Annotated in this window: 21 protein-coding genes; 11 read left to right on the forward strand and 10 right to left on the reverse strand. The window is 32.2% G+C overall.

Annotated elements, in window-relative coordinates; translation table 11 throughout:
- The first annotated feature begins 254 nt into the window (after nt 1-254).
- Nucleotides 255-1,460 (forward strand): Cdc6/Cdc18 family protein, encoded by a 1,206-nt coding sequence (locus tag C6990_RS01540; protein ID WP_182127972.1) that lies wholly within the window; start codon nt 255-257, stop codon nt 1,458-1,460.
- Here C6990_RS01540 and C6990_RS01545 read toward each other — a convergent pair.
- Nucleotides 1,437-2,882 carry a DNA-directed DNA polymerase II small subunit gene (locus tag C6990_RS01545; RefSeq protein WP_182127973.1) on the reverse strand — a complete coding sequence of 482 codons (1,446 nt, stop codon included), beginning with the start codon at nt 2,880-2,882 and terminating at the stop codon, nt 1,437-1,439. The two genes, C6990_RS01540 and C6990_RS01545, sit on opposite strands and share 24 nt — an antisense overlap.
- A gap of 76 nt (nt 2,883-2,958) precedes the next feature.
- Between C6990_RS01545 and C6990_RS01550 the strand changes: the two genes are divergently transcribed.
- Nucleotides 2,959-3,495 carry a stage II sporulation protein M gene (locus C6990_RS01550; protein WP_182127974.1) on the forward strand — a complete coding sequence of 179 codons (537 nt, stop codon included), beginning with the start codon at nt 2,959-2,961 and terminating at the stop codon, nt 3,493-3,495.
- Nucleotides 3,496-3,579: 84 nt separating this feature from the next.
- Complete coding sequence (locus tag C6990_RS01555) at nt 3,580-4,476, forward strand: cupredoxin domain-containing protein (RefSeq protein WP_182127975.1); 897 nt, start codon at nt 3,580-3,582, stop codon at nt 4,474-4,476.
- Here the strand turns inward: C6990_RS01555 and cbiE are convergent.
- Nucleotides 4,473-5,189 (reverse strand): precorrin-6y C5,15-methyltransferase (decarboxylating) subunit CbiE, encoded by a 717-nt coding sequence (cbiE, locus tag C6990_RS01560; RefSeq protein WP_182127976.1) that lies wholly within the window; start codon nt 5,187-5,189, stop codon nt 4,473-4,475. The genes C6990_RS01555 and cbiE overlap by 4 nt on opposite strands.
- A 2-nt stretch (nt 5,190-5,191) precedes the next feature.
- Complete coding sequence (locus tag C6990_RS01565; protein ID WP_182127977.1) at nt 5,192-5,683, reverse strand: hypothetical protein; 492 nt, start codon at nt 5,681-5,683, stop codon at nt 5,192-5,194.
- A gap of 73 nt (nt 5,684-5,756) precedes the next feature.
- On the opposite strand from C6990_RS01565, the gene C6990_RS01570 reads away from it, so the two are divergent.
- The gene (locus tag C6990_RS01570; RefSeq protein WP_182127978.1) at nt 5,757-7,313 is read left to right on the forward strand and encodes a peptidylprolyl isomerase; all 1,557 of its coding nucleotides are present in this window, start codon (nt 5,757-5,759) and stop codon (nt 7,311-7,313) included.
- Nucleotides 7,314-7,354: 41 nt separating this feature from the next.
- Here the strand turns inward: C6990_RS01570 and C6990_RS01575 are convergent, their stop codons facing one another.
- Nucleotides 7,355-8,710: an NAD(P)/FAD-dependent oxidoreductase gene (locus C6990_RS01575; protein ID WP_182127979.1), complete on the reverse strand. Its 1,356-nt coding sequence runs from the start codon at nt 8,708-8,710 to the stop codon at nt 7,355-7,357.
- Between the two features lie 76 nt (nt 8,711-8,786).
- Entirely contained in the window at nt 8,787-9,437 is a 651-nt protein-coding gene (locus C6990_RS01580; protein ID WP_255465088.1) for an ACT domain-containing protein, read from the reverse strand.
- A 119-nt stretch (nt 9,438-9,556) separates the two neighbouring features.
- On the opposite strand from C6990_RS01580, the gene hsp20 reads away from it, so the two are divergent.
- The 4 genes from hsp20 to C6990_RS01600 all read left to right on the forward strand — a co-directional run bounded on the left by hsp20 (nt 9,557) and on the right by C6990_RS01600 (nt 12,975).
- Nucleotides 9,557-10,057 (forward strand): archaeal heat shock protein Hsp20, encoded by a 501-nt coding sequence (gene hsp20 / locus C6990_RS01585; RefSeq protein ID WP_182127981.1) that lies wholly within the window; start codon nt 9,557-9,559, stop codon nt 10,055-10,057.
- A gap of 27 nt (nt 10,058-10,084) precedes the next feature.
- The gene (locus C6990_RS01590; protein WP_182127982.1) at nt 10,085-12,220 is read left to right on the forward strand and encodes a CDC48 family AAA ATPase; all 2,136 of its coding nucleotides are present in this window, start codon (nt 10,085-10,087) and stop codon (nt 12,218-12,220) included.
- A 35-nt stretch (nt 12,221-12,255) separates the two neighbouring features.
- Nucleotides 12,256-12,474: a hypothetical protein gene (locus tag C6990_RS01595; protein WP_048114480.1), complete on the forward strand. Its 219-nt coding sequence runs from the start codon at nt 12,256-12,258 to the stop codon at nt 12,472-12,474.
- Between the two features lie 72 nt (nt 12,475-12,546).
- Nucleotides 12,547-12,975 carry a coiled-coil domain-containing protein gene (locus C6990_RS01600; RefSeq protein ID WP_182127983.1) on the forward strand — a complete coding sequence of 143 codons (429 nt, stop codon included), beginning with the start codon at nt 12,547-12,549 and terminating at the stop codon, nt 12,973-12,975.
- Between the two features lie 17 nt (nt 12,976-12,992).
- Here C6990_RS01600 and C6990_RS01605 read toward each other — a convergent pair whose 3' ends face one another.
- Together C6990_RS01605 and C6990_RS01610 are read right to left on the reverse strand one after the other, a co-directional pair.
- The gene (locus C6990_RS01605) at nt 12,993-13,913 is read right to left on the reverse strand and encodes a transcription initiation factor IIB (RefSeq protein WP_182127984.1); all 921 of its coding nucleotides are present in this window, start codon (nt 13,911-13,913) and stop codon (nt 12,993-12,995) included.
- 176 nt (nt 13,914-14,089) lie between these two features.
- Nucleotides 14,090-14,281, reverse strand: a complete 192-nt coding sequence (locus tag C6990_RS01610; protein WP_182127985.1) for a DUF1059 domain-containing protein — start codon at nt 14,279-14,281, stop codon at nt 14,090-14,092.
- A 130-nt stretch (nt 14,282-14,411) separates the two neighbouring features.
- Between C6990_RS01610 and C6990_RS01615 the strand changes: the two genes are divergently transcribed.
- Both C6990_RS01615 and C6990_RS01620 read left to right on the forward strand, forming a co-directional pair.
- Complete coding sequence (locus C6990_RS01615) at nt 14,412-14,792, forward strand: fluoride efflux transporter FluC (protein ID WP_182127986.1); 381 nt, start codon at nt 14,412-14,414, stop codon at nt 14,790-14,792.
- Nucleotides 14,793-14,797: 5 nt separating this feature from the next.
- Nucleotides 14,798-15,028: a hypothetical protein gene (locus tag C6990_RS01620; protein WP_182127987.1), complete on the forward strand. Its 231-nt coding sequence runs from the start codon at nt 14,798-14,800 to the stop codon at nt 15,026-15,028.
- On the opposite strand, the gene C6990_RS01625 is transcribed toward C6990_RS01620, so the two are convergent.
- Together C6990_RS01625 and C6990_RS01630 are read right to left on the reverse strand one after the other, a co-directional pair.
- Nucleotides 15,029-15,301, reverse strand: a complete 273-nt coding sequence (locus C6990_RS01625; protein ID WP_182127988.1) for a hypothetical protein — start codon at nt 15,299-15,301, stop codon at nt 15,029-15,031.
- Nucleotides 15,302-15,389: 88 nt separating this feature from the next.
- Complete coding sequence (locus C6990_RS01630) at nt 15,390-15,605, reverse strand: hypothetical protein (protein WP_182127989.1); 216 nt, start codon at nt 15,603-15,605, stop codon at nt 15,390-15,392.
- A 108-nt stretch (nt 15,606-15,713) separates the two neighbouring features.
- Here C6990_RS01630 and C6990_RS01635 point away from each other — a divergent pair, with 108 nt between their 5' ends.
- Complete coding sequence (locus C6990_RS01635) at nt 15,714-16,013, forward strand: hypothetical protein (RefSeq protein WP_182127990.1); 300 nt, start codon at nt 15,714-15,716, stop codon at nt 16,011-16,013.
- On the opposite strand, the gene C6990_RS01640 is transcribed toward C6990_RS01635, so the two are convergent.
- Nucleotides 16,010-16,957, reverse strand: coding sequence for a COG1361 family protein (locus C6990_RS01640; protein ID WP_182127991.1), 948 nt, complete (start codon nt 16,955-16,957; stop codon nt 16,010-16,012). The two genes, C6990_RS01635 and C6990_RS01640, sit on opposite strands and share 4 nt — an antisense overlap.
- Nucleotides 16,958-17,004 lie beyond the last annotated feature (47 nt).

A 17,004-nucleotide genomic window follows, 5' to 3' on the forward strand; every position in this document is an offset into this window, starting at 1 on the left:
TAAAGGGGGTAAAATGGGGGTTTTTTAGATTTTCTTAACAAACCAATAACAAAATTGTTAATTTCAAATAATTTTGGGAGTTAACCCACACACCAATATTTCCACTCTATCTTTTTTTAATTATTTTTTTAAGAAAATCTAAAACTAACTAAAAATAATTAATTACAAACTAAACTACAATTACTGTTCTATTCTATACTCTATTAATTTAGATATGAATATGATAGATGCATTGGAAATGAAGGTGTGTGAGTATGTCTGATCCGATAGATAGAATGCTTGATGCAGCTGAAACTGGAAAATCAATTATAAAAAATCGAGAAAGCCTTCACTTTTCCTACAAACCACCAATTATCTTGCATAGGGAATCTGAATTAGAACAAGTCACCCAATCATTATTACCAATTTTAAAACAATCAAGACCATCAAATCTTTTAGTTTATGGAAAACCTGGAACAGGCAAAACACTCGTAGTAAGAAGGGTAATTGATAAAATTCAAGAAAGAGTAGAGAAATCAGATTTTCCAATTAAATTAATCTACACCAATTCAAAAGAAGAGACAACATTATACGGATTATTAGTCAGTCTAGGCAGGCAATTAGGCTTAGAAGAGGACGAATTACCAAACACTGGCCTTGCAATCAGTGAAGTATTCAAAAGACTACTAAACAAAATAAGAAATGGAAAACTTAATGCTATTTTTGTAATCGATGAAATTGACTATCTTGCCCAATTAGTGGCAAAAACAGGAAAAGATATTCTCTATCAACTTACCAGAGCAAATGAACGACTTGAAGAAGGAGGCTCACTGACTTTGGTAGGAATTTCAAATGATCTTACTTTTAAAGAAAAATTAGATCCCAGAGTTATTAGCAGCCTCGGAGAAGAGGAGGTAGTTTTTACAAATTATGATGTTGAACAAATAAAAAAAATTCTTCAAGAAAGAATCAATGAATCATTTATTGAAAATTCTGTAGATATACCTGCACTAAACCTAATTGCTGCTCTGGCAGGGGGAGAACATGGTGATGCACGTAGGGCCATCGATTTGCTTCGTGTGGCAGGAGAACTTGCTGAGCGACAACAATCTGATAAAGTCACAATAGAGCATGTTAGAGAAGCCTCCCAAAAAATTGAGGAAAACAAAGAAGAAAAATCTCTCAAATCATTCCCACTACACGAAAAATTGGTCCTTATAGCCATAATGAAGGCAAACGGCTCTTCTACTGGAGAAATTTACTCATCATACAAAAATCTATGTAAGGTAGTTGGAAAAGACGAATTAACCCAAAGAAGAATCACACAAATGTTAAGTGAAATTGAATTATCTGGTTTAATCTCTGGAAGATTAATTCATCAAGGAATTCATGGAAGGACAAAAAAATACAAACTTACAATTTCATCAGAAATGATCAAAAAGACTTTCAAAGATGATTTAACTTTGCAAGATATTGTTTGAATTTGAACTATAGTTTTCATGGAAGACTTGAAAAGTTTTTAGATTCACCATTATAGCAATTCCTGGATTTGGAGTCATACCTACACTAGCTTGAAATGGTGTCTGTTTTTGCCAAGAGCCAGAATTTACTAACAAAATTCCTTTGTACATATCTAATTCTGCCCTATGAACATGACCTACATGAAAAATATCCGGAATGTCCTCTATAACTAAAAGATCTTCCATTTCAGGTGCTATTGGTGTTTGACTACCATAAATAGGACTAAGATGTCTTGCCCGAAGAAGATGTCGCATAACATTGGTTGGTTTGTCATAACTTAGACCTGGTGTAGTCTTGACAATATCATCAATACTTTGGCCATGAAACATCATAATTTTAACTCCATTCAATGATACTAAAGCTGGATTTCCAACCATTACCACATTTTCCCTTTCCCATAAACCTGAATTGTATTTTTTTGGAATAGCAGGTTGAGGAAGTGCTCTTCTTCCAGGGTCGTGATTGCCAGGCATTATGATAATTTTCACATTTTTTGGAATTTTATCAATCAAATCTTCTGCTTTTTTTAATTGCTCTTGAATTGTTTGACAGACTAATTCTTTGTCCTGATTTGGATAAATTCCAACACCATCTACTACATCTCCACCAATTAGAACAAAACGAATTTTTCTTGCAACAGGATCAGGGCTTGATAACCAAGAAACAAACTCGGAAAACTCCTCTTCCATAAAGTACTTACTTCCAATATGAAGATCCGATAGAAAAACTGCATATGTTTCAGATTCGGATTTATTTTTAGCCTGATCTGGAATATCTGGTAAAATCAAATCTTTTATAATATATCCTGAATTCTTTCCAACACTAATTCTAGCCATAACAAACTGATCCATTAATAGAGTATTGGCTGTTTTTTGTAATTCATTATCAAAAATTATACCCTCAAAAGTCCCTGATGGATCTTCTAAAATCAATTTAGTGATATTTCTTTCAACATTTCTTGTGGTTAGAAGACCACAAACATAGACATCCTCTTCAGATTTTGCTGTTTTTACAGAAGCTGCAGATTTGAGCATTTTAGATTCTGGTCTATCTGAAATAATTCTTTTTAACTTGTTAAAACGACTAGAAAACAAAGCATTGTAACCTTTTACCCCTTCACCTGATGTTATTTTACTAGTAGGCTCAGATAGTATCTTGATTTTACTTTGTAATGTAAGATCCTCTTTGATTCCTAAATATGTCTCCAAATCATCTTGATTAATCTGAAATAATTTTTGTTTGGTTTTCTCTCTTACAATTTCTTTAATAATTTTCTCTAATTTTTTAACATCTACATTTTCTAATATTTTAAAGGCATCTGGATGAATTTGGAATCCTTTGTTTAATGCATAGTTTAATGCAAAGGACAATTCCTTTTTCATACACAAAAATATTATCTGGTTTAATTAAATCTGCGCCCACACTAACCCTCAAATATCATTCGTAATCAATGCCAATATGAATAAAATTCGAATAATTACATTTTTTATATTTCTAATAATTTTTGCTTCTGCTTATCAGATAGGTTCCATTTCAACTGTAAGTGATGAAGAGGCTAAAATATTCATGTCTGAATTTGAGGAATTAGTATTAGATATTGATGCATTTGGAATCTTTACACACAACACTACAATTGCATTACCAATGTTTATTCCTGGTTTTGGAGTAGCGTGGGGACTTTTCGCTGCTTGGTCGACGGGATATGCTTTTGCAGCAATAGCTACTACTACTCCAATTCTAGCAGATGTTCCTCCTCTAGCCATTCTTTTTTTATCACCATTTGGATTGATGGAGCTTGTAGCATACTCCTTAGGAATTTCTAGAAGTTTCATTTTGATTAGAGCAATTTCTAAAAAAGTCAATCTAGTTTCATTTATCAAACCAACAATAATAGAAATTGGAGTTGTAATTGGACTTCTTTTAGCAGGAGGATATCTTGAATTTTATATGTTAGAATTAGCTCAACAAGAAGGTTTCCAGATGCCTGGATTCTAATTTTTCATACAAATTTGGTTTTGCCTAGTATGTCTAAAATAATTTAGTAGCAAATTATAAACCAAATTAAAAGAGAAATTAATCATGAAAGCACTTGTATTTCTAATAGCATTAATTGCATTTTCATCAGGATATTTCATAAATGAATCATTTGCTGAAATTTCTGAAAATCAAGCATTCCTTTTAGAAGGATCTGGATTTGCTGTTACTGAAGAATCAATTAGAACATCTGAAATTGATTTGGGACTATCTTCTCAAAAACAAAGTGGAAGTACAATTAATTTTATTATTGAAGATGGATTTGTAACATTAGATAACGAAGAATTTACAATCTCTAAACTAAATGGAAAATTCTTACGTGAAGGTCAATATGTTAGAATTAATGGAAATATAGAAAGTTCAAATGGATTTGATACTTCAATTAGCTTCTTTGGAAGATTAGTTGAAGAAAGCAAAGATGCATCAGTTTATGGATTTACTGGAAGAATTACAACTATAGATGATAGTTACAAAATTCTTTACACTACTAAATTATCTAAACTCTCTAAAATTTCCCCAGTTTCTACAGATACAAAACAATCCGAAAATCTAACTATTCATATTCTTAAAGGCTCATCAGGATTAAAAACAACTGATGATATTACTCCAGGAGTTAACTCTGCAATTAATTTAAGATTCTTTTCTAATGATAGAATTTCAGTGACACCAGGTGCAACTATAACTATTGTAAATGATGATGTAGTATCTCATAGTATTCTTAGTGGAAAAGAAAACTATGGTGACCGATACAATCCTTTTGAACCTGATGGAAGAATTTCTACTGGTATAATAGAGCCAGGTGAATCAATAAACATTACATTTGAGAATGCAGGATTTTACAGATTGTATGATCCTAATTACACTTGGATGAAGATTGTAGCATATGTCTTTCCAACATCAGATAATTTAGTTTTAGGTAAAGGTCAAAACTTGGGAAATTAATTTTCCCACTGCCATCGATAATTCATATATGAATCTAAACTCGTTTGATTGAAAACCATTACTGACAAGTCTGAAAATTCTTTTCCTTCCAAATCTTTTACTGTTCCTTCAAAACTTGTTTCATTTTCAGTTGTTATAGCCTCATAAACATGAACTTTAATTTTACTAGTATCAAAATTATTTTTTCTAAGATAAATTGCAATTTCTGATGGCATAAAGTGTTTGTCTGGTTGTTTGGGCCAAGGCCTTGGAACTAAAATTACACTAAAACCATCAATCAAAGCTTTTTGTAACTCTAATTTTTTATCTTCAATAGGAGTAGTCACATGCATCGTAATTACTTTAGATTTGTCAAGAGGAACTTGAGCTCTTGATGCAGCAACTTGAATTGAACTAATTCCTGGAATGATTTCTACTTTGCCAAAAATTTCAATTAATCTGTCTACCACTTCTGATTCAGAAAAATTCACATCACCTGTAAATGGAATCACTAATGTTCTATCCTCTAATTTTGGAAGAATTTCTTGATAAGATTTTTCTTGATCATTCATAGTAATTTCATAAACTTCTTTTCCTTCAATTAGATGCTCTATTGTTTTTAACGTGTATTTGTACCCGATTATTACATCACAATTCTGAATTATCTCCTTAACAATCTCAGTTACATATTTTGGAGAACCAGGCCCAACACCAACAGCAAAAATTTTTCCCAATTTTACTTTGTAAATTTTTGCCTGTCTTTAATATATTGCACAAATGGCTCCCAGTCAACCTTCATGTATTTCATGGGTTCTTTAACAGGATATTTTACCCAATCTTGAGCAATTGAATACTGAAATTTCTCTCGTTTTCCATCTTTTTCATATTCTATTAACAATGGACTTCCCCATTCTTTTTCTTCATAATTAATACTGGAAATATCATCAAATGATAATTCTACATTTCTTTCATCTTCTACATCATTCATTAACTCTTTTTCGTCATATCCATCATGACGAATCATTGTATTTTTTGATTTGATAAAATTCACTACTTGTCTTTGAGTAATTGCCTTCCACCAATTCATTTTTGACTCTGTTTTATGAATAAACATCAAATGCTTATCAGTCAAAATCAACATTCCTTCTTTTCCTCCAATAGAAAAGAATTTTTTAGATTCTCTCCAGACTGAAACTAAATGAGCCTGAATTTTCTCATCAGGATGCATATTGATTATTTTGTTTGAGGTTGTTAAAAACTAATACAATTAGCTTTTATGTAAGCCGTTTTGAAAAAAAATATTGAATAAAATATTTCTGATAATGACTTTGTCTATAATATTAGTCAGTTTCGGAAATTTGGCATTTGCTCAAGTTGTAAATTACAATAATCTAACTAATCCCGTAGTTATTTTAGAAACTAATTTAGGAAAAATCGCTATTGGATTTTTCTATGATGACGCACCAAAACATGTTGAAAATTTTATCAAATTATCTTTAAGCGGATATTATGATGGAACTCTCTTTCATAGAATTATTCCAGGTTTTATGATTCAGGGAGGTGATCCTAATACTGTAAATGGTGATCCTAACACTTGGGGAATGGGAGGTCCTGATGAAAGAGTAAATGCAGAATTTAATACAATAAAACACAACCGTGGAATTGTTTCAATGGCAAGATCTGCTGATCCTAATAGTGGTGGTTCTCAATTTTTTATAGTTCACAAAGATTCTAACTTTCTTGATGAACAATATACAGTATTTGGTAGATTGGTGACTGAAGAAAGTTTTGAAACGCTTGATAAAATAGCTGGAGTTCAAACAGATGATAATGACAGACCAATTATTCCTGAAGAAGTAAAAATTACTAAAGTTACAATTGTAAACGAATCTGACATTCCAAATCTATTACTGTTATCTGAACCAGAACGAACACGATCCATTGAAACCCCATCAACTGGAAATCAAAAATATGAAAGTCCTGAACATGGTATTGCATTTAGTGCACCTGCAGGTTGGTTATTGCAACAGCCTGACAAAACTCAACCAAACTCCCCTGATGTGGTTGCAGTTGGACCTAAAATAGGAGAGATCAACCCAGTTATCTCCTTAACAGTACAACAAACAAATCAAAGAAGTCTTGATGATCTAATCTCTGAAAAAATGGAAACAATAAAACCTGTAGTTGAATCTGGAGAACTGAATATCATTTCTCAAGAAAAAATAACTGTTCATGGAAATCAAGCTTTTGCAATTGATGCAGAAGGAACTTTTTCATCAAATGGTCAAAATTACAATGTTAAATTTAGAGAAATTATGGTTTATGGCTCTGAAAAATTTTACTCTCTTTCTTATAGCAATGGAATAAATGAATTTGATTCCCAACTCCCAAGATTTGAGGAAACTGTTGATTCTTTTAAAATTATATCTGAATCAAATGAAAACAATAATCTCACCACTGAATCAAATGAAAATCAAGAAGAAGGTGGTGGTTGTTTAATTGCAACTGCAACATATGGTTCTGAACTTGCCCCACAAGTTCAGCAACTAAGAGAGCTTAGAGATAATACCATTTTATCCACAGAATCCGGAATGGCATTTATGAGTACATTCAACCAATTTTACTATTCATTTTCTCCAATAATAGCTGATTATGAAAGGGAAAATTCTATTTTCAAAGAAATAGTAAAATTCTCAATTACTCCTATGTTGTCTTCTTTATCAATTCTAAATTATGTAGAAATTGATTCTGAAGAAGAGATGTTAGGATATGGTATTGGAATAATCGTAATGAATATGGGAATGTACTTTATTGCTCCGGTAATTATTGTATATAGCTTGAAAAGAAAATTTCTATAAATCCAGTTCTATTTCTTAATAATTAAAAATAAATTCTCTTTTTACCAAACATCATCTACTTCATCAAGTACTTTGTATTCTTTTTCAGGCTCACGTCTCATGAATTTTAATCTGGAAATATCTCTATCAAAGAAAATGTCTGCTGCCCAATCAAGAAATACTCTAAAACGCTTATCCCATGTGGGTATTTTTGACAAATAAACATTTCTCCAAAGTAGCCATGCTACAATACCGTGAATATTCATACCCAAAAATGTAGCAATTCCTGTTCTTTTTCCAATTATTGCCATTTGACCTTTTGATTCATAAACAAATTTTGTTTTTTCTTGATTTTTAATTAATGAATAAAGATTTTTAGCTGCAACCTTTGCCTGCGCTTCTGCAATTTGAGCAGTAGGTGCAAAGGGTCTTTGAGTTTTAGGATCTAGAAATAATGCACAGTCTCCAATTGCAAAAACCCCTGGAAAATCAACTACTTCTAAATTATCATCAACAATAATTTTCCCCTTATCTGTTTTGAATAATGATCTTTTAATTGTATTAACTGGTGTAACACCAGCAGTCCAAACTACAGTTTTAGATTGTATGGAACTTACTACTGTTTCATCAATTGCATCTTTATCAACATCTAATCTTTTTATCATAACTTCATCTCCATTAAAACTTGTAACAGCTGTCTGAAGCTTTATCTCAACTCCATGTCCAATTAATTTCTCTTGTGCAAACTTTGCTAGACTTTCACTAAACCCAGGTAAAATATTTGGTAATGCTTCTAAAACAATTACACGAATATCTTCTTTTTTGATATTTGGATAATATTTTCTTACATCTAAAAGAAGATCTATTAATTCTCCTGCTGTCTCTATTCCTGCAAAACCCCCTCCTACAATAACAAAAGTTAGAAGACTTTTCTTTAAAATTGGATTAGTCTCATTTTCAGCCTGCTCAAGCATATCAATAATTCTATTTCTTACAAGAACTGCATCATTGAGTGTCTTCATTTGGAATGCATTTTTTTCAAGATCAATCATTCCAAAAAAGTTAGTTTCACTACCTAATGCAACAACTAGAAAATCATAATGAATTGAAATTCCTCTCTTGTCTCTACTTCCCCATAAATTAACAATCTTTCCATATGGATCAATGTTTTTGACTCTTCCCTCGTAAAAAACTGCCTTTTTTGTAATTGTTCTAATTGGCATTACAATATGTCTTGTCTCAATCATTCCTGATGCTACTTGAGGTAACATTGGCGTAAAAAGCAAGAAATTATCTTCACTTACTAACACAATCTCGATTTCTGAATCATTTTTAAAATAACTCTCTAATTTCCTAGTACATTCTAGACCTGCAAAACCTCCTCCTAAAACAACAATTTTTTTCCTATTTCGAGCCATTTACCTCTACCCACAAAATTACTGAATATATCCTATGAGATTAATATCTAAAATGATATTATTATTCATAAAATTTTCAGGCTCTCATAATATCTGAATGTAAGATATCATAAGCCCTTGAGGCATCCTTTTCATTTAGGATAATTATGATACTATCTTGACTGAAAAATGCATTTACAAGCTCTATACCATTTGCATGTAATACTTCGGCAACATAAGAGACTACGTCTGACTGGTTTTGTGTAATAGGTATTGAAATTCTAATCTTTGCAAGACCGGTACTAAACATATCCTCCCTGCTTGGTACATTATTGAAAATTTGCCTTATATCCTCTAAATCTTCAGTTAGAAATCTAAAAGAATCAGATAATCTAAAAAACTCATAATTGTTTGTAACCTTTGAGAATTTATCTAGTATAGCCATAGGATCCATCTCATCTGATTCCTTCACTGAAAATTTAATGTCCATTATCCCATCAGTTAGCGCCAATCTAGCATTTTTCAAAACTGATTCCTCTCTGATCTCTTCTTTAATGTCAAATGAATCTGCATATCGTTTTATTGCAACAACTACTGTATTGAGATTAACTGGATTTCCAAGAATTTTTTCAATTTCTGGTTGAATTTTTACAGCCAATGCTGTATAGTTAATCAAATCCATTTTCATGCAATCATAAATTGAACGATTTCTAGTAATGATCTCTCTTACAACTTCAGGAATTGACATGCTTGCAACTCTCATTAAAATTATTATAATATGTCAATTATAATAGGATTATGTAAGAAATCAAGGAAATTACAATAATCTTTATATAATGTCATATACATTACATATTATAGGTGAATATGACAATGTTCTTTGATAGTGAATTTGATAGAATCTTCAAGAGAATGTCAAACTCTTTTTTTGATATAGATGACATTTTTGAGGAATTCAAGGGTAATGGTTCTACCTCTGGTCCATTTTATTATGGATATACAATGACCGTTGGTCCAGATGGAAAACCCGTTGTAAAAGAGTACGGAAATGTCAAACCAGGCCTTCTCCCAACTTCTGATACAAGAGAACCAGTAGTTGACACCATAGTCGATGAAAAGGAAAAAGTAGTAAAACTCATAGCTGAGATGCCAGGAGTAGAAAAGACTGATGTCAAAATTGTAGTTGAAAACAAAACTGTAGATCTTTCTGCAGAACATGGTCAAAAGAAATACCATGTAAAAGTTCCAGTTCAACAAAAAATTGATGAGAACTCTGCAAAGGCTTCTTACAAAAATGGAGTTTTAGAAATTCTCTTCAAGTTAATTGAAGAGGAAAAACCAAAAGGCAAAACGGTGGAGGTTGAATAAACCCCCCTTAATTTTTGAGGTAATGATATGAGTGAAATTATTTTAAAAATAGATGAAATTCCACAACAACATGTTGGAAAAGGTAGAGCAATTGTTGATCCTAAAATTATCGAGGATCAAAAATGGAATACTGGACAAATATTAGAATTAGCGTATAACAAAAAAACACATGTAAAACTATGGCCAGGTGCACCTGAAGAATATGGTACAGGAATAATCAAAATAGATGGAATGACAAGACAAAATATTGGTGCAGCAATTGGCGATAAAATTTCATTAAAATCAGTCGAAGCTGAAAATGCAGAACAGATCGTTTTATCTCCAACTGAAAAAATCTCAGCTGATGGATTACAAGAATACATGATTTACAATTATCTAAATCATGTATTTACAACAGGAGATTCTGTATCTTTGAATACCCAAATGGGAGGACGAGTTCAGTTTGTTGTAACTAGTACCAAACCATCAAAACCAGTAATTGTTACTGAAAACACCATATTCAAACTAGGTTCAATGACTAAAGCAGTTGATACATCCGTTCCAAGAATTACATATGATGAACTTGGAGGCCTAAAACATGAGGTACTAAAAATTCGTGAGATGGTAGAATTACCAATGAGGCATCCAGAATTATTTGAAAAAATAGGTGTTGAGGCACCAAAAGGTGTTTTATTATATGGCCCACCTGGAACGGGTAAAACTCTACTTGCAAAAGCAGTAGCTGGAGAAACTAATGCCCATTTCATTTCACTTAGTGGTCCAGAAATTATGGGAAAATATTATGGAGAAAGTGAGGAGAAAATTAGAGAAATATTCTCACAGGCAGAAGAAAACTCACCAAGTATTATTTTCATAGATGAAATTGATTCTATTGCTCCAAAGAGAGATGAGGTATCTGGAGAAGTTGAGAAGAGAATAGTATCACAACTATTGACACTAATGGATGGAATGAAGTCTAGAGGAAAAGTTGTAGTTATTGCAGCAACAAATAGACCAGACTCAATTGATCCCGCACTTAGAAGACCCGGTAGATTTGATAGAGAAATAGAAATTGGAATTCCTGATACTGAGGGGAGATTTGATATTCTCTCAATTCACACACGTGGAATGCCAATTGATGAAAAAGTAGATCTTAAACAAATCTCAAAAATAACACATGGATTTGTAGGAGCTGATTTGGAAGTTTTATCCAAAGAGGCTGCAATGAGATCTCTTCGTAGAATTCTACCTGAGATTGATCTTGATGAAGAAAAAATCTCATCAGAGATTCTGCAAAAGATCCAAATCACAAGTGAAGACTTTAGAGATGCACTAAAAGAAGTAAGACCAAGTGCACTAAGAGAAGTCCAAGTCCAAATACCAGATGTTAGTTGGGATGATGTTGGAGGTTTAGATAAACTAAAAGAAGAACTCTTAGAGGCAGTTGAATGGCCTATGAAATACAAAGATGCATACGATTATGTTGACATAGAATCTCCAAAAGGAATTCTACTTCATGGTCCACCTGGAACTGGAAAAACATTGATTGCAAAAGCACTTGCAAAAATGACAGAGTCCAACTTTATCAGCATCAAAGGCCCTGAATTACTTTCAAAATGGGTAGGTGAATCTGAAAAAGGAGTAAGAGAAATTTTCAGAAAAGCACGACAAGCAGCACCATGTATTATTTTCTTAGATGAAGTAGATGCACTTGTACCTCGAAGAGGTAGTGGAGATTCAGGTTCTCATGTCACAGAAAATGTAGTCTCACAAATATTAACTGAAATTGATGGACTCGAAGAACTACACAATGTGTTAATCATTGGTGCTACAAATCGATTAGATATTGTTGATGAAGCACTTCTAAGACCAGGTAGATTTGATAGAATCATTGAAGTTCCAAATCCTGATACAAAGGGAAGACAACATATCTTTGAGATTCATACAAAAAAGAAACCACTTGCCAGTGATGTCAACATTACAAAACTAGTTGAACTAACTGATGGCTTTAGCGGTGCAGAAATTGCAGCCGTTGCAAACATAGCAGCAATAACTGCTTTGAAGAGGTATGTTAGTGGAAAATCTCAAAATGTTAAAGAAATCAAGATCACCCAAAAAGATTTGATTGATTCAATAGATAAGGTAAAGCCTCAAAAAAAGGAGGCTCCTATCCCCAATCCATAAAATAGTCTAAATACTAAGGGTGATGAGACAAATCAATGAAACTGTATCTTGACTTTAATCCATGCCAAGAGTGCAATACCATGATGGCAGAATTGAGTAGTCCTGAGATGTTATTTGCTGATGAAAAAACTAGAGCAGATGAATCAGCAAAGTTTCTTCGACACCTAACATACAACCACAATGAAGTAGTTCAAGCAGTAATGGAAGATCTTCCTAAACAAAAGAAAGATCAAGAGCCTGATTTCTACAAATAACTCTCTTTTTCATTATTAGAAATTAGTAATCATATTCAAATACAAAATTATTCTAGTTTGTATGAGAAAAAAATGAAATCTAGTCTAGTTTTAAGTCTGATGATTCTGTTTACTAGTATTCCATTTGCATTGGCAATTGAAACAGAACAAGAACCAGAACCACCAGAAATGCCAGAGCCATCTCCGGAACCAGAACCCATTCGTATGCCAGAGCCATCTCCAGCACCGGCACCATTCCCAGAAGAATCTGAATCAGAAAAAATAAAACGCCTAACTGAAGAAAATGACAAACTAAAACAACAAAACACCAATCTTCAAGGAGAGATATCTAGTCTAAAAAATGAAAAGAATAGATTACAAGAACAGATAACAGAATTAAACGATACAATTTCAAGTCTTAAAGAAATTACAATGGAACAACTACGTGTAATAATAGATTTGGCAAATAGACTAAAAGATGTAATCTTTGAAAAAATATTTTCTCCTACAATTAACTTGTAGGATTTTTTTTGAATTTTCTACTCATTAAGCTTTAATGTTTTCTTAATCAAGACGGCTCTGTTTCTTATTGTAACATCGCTTACTCCAGATTCTACTGAAAATTTCTTTTGACTAATTTTTTCACCATTCATTATACATGCTAAGTATAATGAAGCAGCAGCTTGTGCTACGGGGTGTTTTCCAGCAGTTATGTCTTCTTTCTCACATCGTTTTAGTATATCAAATGCATCTCGTTTGGTTTTCTCTTTCAAATTCATATTGTTTGAAATTTTTGAGATAAACGATGAAGTGTCATATTGATTAAGATTCAATTCAAGCTTTTTGATTATGGTTCTCAAATCTCGGGAAAGTATTCTCCTTTCAACATTTCCAGCCTCAGCAACATCATCTAATGTTCTGGGGATGTTATTTTCTCTACATGCTGCATACAACGAGGCTGAAACCAATGAAACCATTGTTCTTCCTCTAGTTAATTTTGCATTTACTGCTTTTCTGTAGATGTAGGCAGCATTTTCAACAACATTATCTGGTATTCCTAACTTTGTCTTCATTCCATGAAGTAATGTAAAAGCCTTGCTTAATGCAGCAGTCTTTCTTGATTTACTTCTTTGATCCCATGTTCGTAGTCTGTTGAATTCGTATTTTGTTTTGTTGGATAATGTTTTTCCAGTAGAATCTTTATTGGTACCAATTACAGTTGATAATCCTTTATCATTCATTGTTAATGATGTTGCAGGACCTGTTCTTGCTAACTTCATAAAGTCTTCCTGAGTGTAACCGTTGCTTTCATATGATGCGTCAGACATGTTTTGCACTAGAATAAGACCGCAACCCCCACAAACAATTTCTCCTCTTTCAGAATCTGTTATTGCAGGATAGGTTTTGCAAGTATCTAGTTCACACTTGACATCATAATCATTTGAATAATTTTCTAACACTATTAGTTACTATGGGTGATTATAAAATAAAAGGAGTTTGTTTCAGGTAATTTTGTATTAAGATCATGAATTTGCAAACTAAAAATTCCTAGAATTTATTTGAAACTAACTAGTTAATTGTATAACGATGCACATTGTAATAAATGTTAAAAATGAAAAATAATATTTTAAAAAAACTATTTTTTAATTGATTCTAAAGAATGTCCACGGTTTGTAATCATTTGAGTTACTGCTTCCATTGTGTAATCAATTCCATGTTCTTCTTCAAAATGATTTCTTAGTTTCTCGATCAGTCCTACAGTTTTTTCTCCATCTAGGATAAATTCACACTCAAAACCATAGTCGTCACATCTTAGTTTAAGGGTCATTTAGTCTGAAAAAATATTGAACCTATAAAAACTATAGACTTGTATATCAAATTCAAACTTGATTAGGCACAAATTAGCCTCAGAATCTTCCAAATAGCACTAATAATGATAGTTAATCTGTATGGTGTAGATGAAAGGTTTAGAATTTGTTTTTCTTGCAGTAGGTTCAGTACTTGGAGCATTTCTAAGATACAAAATATCTGAATCCCCTTTACTTTTCAATACATTACCAGTCAATGTTTTGATAGTCAATGTTGCTGGAGCATTTATCCTTGGTGCATTTGTAGTGTTTTCAGAACAATGGAATCTTGATGGTAGGTACTCTCTTTTTGCAGCTGTAGGGTTTTGTGGATCACTAACTACAATGTCATCATTTGCACTTGATTCTAGTAATCTTCTTGAGAATAATCACTATGGAGCACTTGCAATCAATGTTGTTGCAAATATTGGTTTATCAATTACAGCATTAATTGGAGGAAAATCCTTAATGAGTGCAATAATTAATAATTAATGAAAATGGTCTATTCTTACCAAGTTGTAAAATTTCAAACAATATCTTTTGTTCAAGGAACTCATTGGTCCCAATCAGTTGGTGAAAAAGGTATTTTGTACAAATCACTCAAAGATCCATTCTCAAAGATTATAGTCCAATCATATACTGGTTCAAAAAAGCTATACCATGTTCCAAAAGATAGAACAGTTGTTGTAACAAATGAAACTGTTCATTTCCTGGGTGAACTGGCTTGATTATGTAAAAAATTTGTCTACTTGATCTCTGTATTTTAGAGCAACCTTCCCAAAGTCTGCAAAATCTTCTGCAGTTGGATATTTCATTTTCATTCCATATTGATTTACAAATACAGATAGTGCACTTCCAATTATCAGACTGTAAACTCCATCAGCTACATTATTTGAATATGGAAATGCAACTTTGATAAATGGTAAGTATGTCTCAGTCTGAGAAATCATTAACTTGATATGTTTTTCAACATACTCTTCAATATCTGCCGGAATTGCCATATTCTTACTTGAACTGATTTCTTATAAATAGAACTTTATTTCTTAGGCGTGATAAATTCCCAAATTTGTAATTTTTAAAAAAATCTAATCATATCTGCCCTTCAATTTGAGCTAGATACTTTTCCTTTCCTTTTCTACTTCTAGGTAAACATCTAAGCTGACTTTTACAGCAAGGACAAACAATACCATCAACTTGTACAAATATTTCACAATAATTACATCTCTTTTGTCCTGCAGCATATCTTCCAATCTGTATTGGCTTGAGAGCCTTGTATTTCTTGCATTCACCTACACAATAGGCCATGATTATTTACTAAAAACTATCAGAAAGATAAAACGTTTGATTGCACTGCACTCACTTTGATGAAATATTATAAAATAAAATTTATACCGCTTATTTAATTTTCAATTATTGCTTGAATTAGATAAGAAAGTATTTGGAAAAATAACTACTAAAGAGATAATTGGTGCTGAACCCCCTGAAATCCCTGACACAAAAAATAATCTTGAAAAAGAATTTACTATTTTACTTGAGGAATTAGAATCATCTTCAAAAGAGAGTCTTGAAAAATTATTAAAAGAACAAAAAATTGCTCAAGATCACATTAACACTAGACCTGGTGCGATGGCTTTGGCTCAAAACAAAATTAAACTATTCAATGAATATAGTGAAAAATACACTCAAAGAATTCAAGAAAAACTGAAAGCTTAGCGTGTTTTCTTTTTTGGGCGTTTTTTGCTAAAATTTTGTTTCTTTCTAATTAGTAATGTAATGATAGCACCTGCAGGAATTCCTATAACTGTTCCAAGACTTACATATGGAGCAATAAAGAAACTTCCAATCCAAATTCCTCCATCTGTAGTTAATTCCATAAATGTTCTAGGTCTCAATACTACTGAAACTGTCTGTGAATCTTCTTTGTCTGCCCCTACATCATCAGTATATGTAACAATGATTTGAAATGGAAGTTTGTATTCTGTATTTACTTCATTAATTGGTGTAGTAATTTGAGATGTAATTCCTATAGGCGTATTTTTCTCTATTTTCGAGAAAGAATGAAGCGTCTCTCCTCTAAATTCTATGTCTTTTGGAGGAATTATCTTTATTCTAACATCTGTAATGTCAATGTCTTTTGATAAGACTTCTACCTCTATTGGGAATTCTGCATTTGAAAAAATTGATTCAGGCATTTTTGTGCGAATTGTTATGCTTGGGTCTTGTTTTATTGTAATTGGAATTGCAATATCATGAAAAAATGGTAGTTGTGGTGTTTCATTATTTGCAACAAGAACGTGAGAATATTTTAAATTTAGAAAATGTACTCCCAAACTTGCATCAACAGGGATTTGTAGGCTGATATTTTCACCATATGATCCTCCCTGAGAAAGTTTTTCCAAAGAAATACTATCTGATGGTTCTATGATTAGTCCAGGAATTACTGAAAAGAAAAACTCTAATGAAATGTTCTCTTTATTTTCCCACCCATTATTTTTAATTAAAATTGAGATGACTCCCTCTCTACCAGATACTATCTCCTCAGGATATGTAATTTGAATATCCACTCCTCCATCGAGATTCTGTGTTAGAGTTTCTGCATGAATAGGTGGAATCAAAACAATTATTCCAATTAGCAGGGGAACAAACCAAAACTTCATACTCTGAATTACTCAATAATGACTATTCAGTATTATTATCAGCCTCA

The organism is Nitrosopumilus sp. b3, from assembly GCF_014078525.1.
In the GTDB taxonomy this organism is placed as follows: Archaea; Thermoproteota; Nitrososphaeria; order Nitrososphaerales; family Nitrosopumilaceae; genus Nitrosopumilus.

Bases quoted from the DNA above. Each gene is read 5' to 3' on its own strand.
- C6990_RS01540 (WP_182127972.1), top strand. From the start codon at position 255: ATGTCTGATCCGATAGATAGAATGCTTGATGCAGCTGAAACTGGAAAA.
- C6990_RS01545 (WP_182127973.1), bottom strand. From the start codon at position 2,882: ATGAAAAAGGAATTGTCCTTTGCATTAAACTATGCATTAAACAAAGGA.
- C6990_RS01550 (WP_182127974.1), top strand. From the start codon at position 2,959: ATGAATAAAATTCGAATAATTACATTTTTTATATTTCTAATAATTTTT.
- C6990_RS01555 (WP_182127975.1), top strand. From the start codon at position 3,580: ATGAAAGCACTTGTATTTCTAATAGCATTAATTGCATTTTCATCAGGA.
- C6990_RS01565 (WP_182127977.1), bottom strand. From the start codon at position 5,683: ATGCATCCTGATGAGAAAATTCAGGCTCATTTAGTTTCAGTCTGGAGA.
- C6990_RS01575 (WP_182127979.1), bottom strand. From the start codon at position 8,710: ATGGCTCGAAATAGGAAAAAAATTGTTGTTTTAGGAGGAGGTTTTGCA.
- C6990_RS01580 (WP_255465088.1), bottom strand. From the start codon at position 9,437: ATGTCAATTCCTGAAGTTGTAAGAGAGATCATTACTAGAAATCGTTCA.
- hsp20 (WP_182127981.1), top strand. From the start codon at position 9,557: ATGACAATGTTCTTTGATAGTGAATTTGATAGAATCTTCAAGAGAATG.
- C6990_RS01590 (WP_182127982.1), top strand. From the start codon at position 10,085: ATGAGTGAAATTATTTTAAAAATAGATGAAATTCCACAACAACATGTT.
- C6990_RS01595 (WP_048114480.1), top strand. From the start codon at position 12,256: ATGAAACTGTATCTTGACTTTAATCCATGCCAAGAGTGCAATACCATG.
- C6990_RS01600 (WP_182127983.1), top strand. From the start codon at position 12,547: ATGAAATCTAGTCTAGTTTTAAGTCTGATGATTCTGTTTACTAGTATT.
- C6990_RS01610 (WP_182127985.1), bottom strand. From the start codon at position 14,281: ATGACCCTTAAACTAAGATGTGACGACTATGGTTTTGAGTGTGAATTT.
- C6990_RS01615 (WP_182127986.1), top strand. From the start codon at position 14,412: ATGAAAGGTTTAGAATTTGTTTTTCTTGCAGTAGGTTCAGTACTTGGA.
- C6990_RS01620 (WP_182127987.1), top strand. From the start codon at position 14,798: ATGGTCTATTCTTACCAAGTTGTAAAATTTCAAACAATATCTTTTGTT.
- C6990_RS01625 (WP_182127988.1), bottom strand. From the start codon at position 15,301: ATGGCAATTCCGGCAGATATTGAAGAGTATGTTGAAAAACATATCAAG.
- C6990_RS01630 (WP_182127989.1), bottom strand. From the start codon at position 15,605: ATGGCCTATTGTGTAGGTGAATGCAAGAAATACAAGGCTCTCAAGCCA.
- C6990_RS01640 (WP_182127991.1), bottom strand. From the start codon at position 16,957: ATGAAGTTTTGGTTTGTTCCCCTGCTAATTGGAATAATTGTTTTGATT.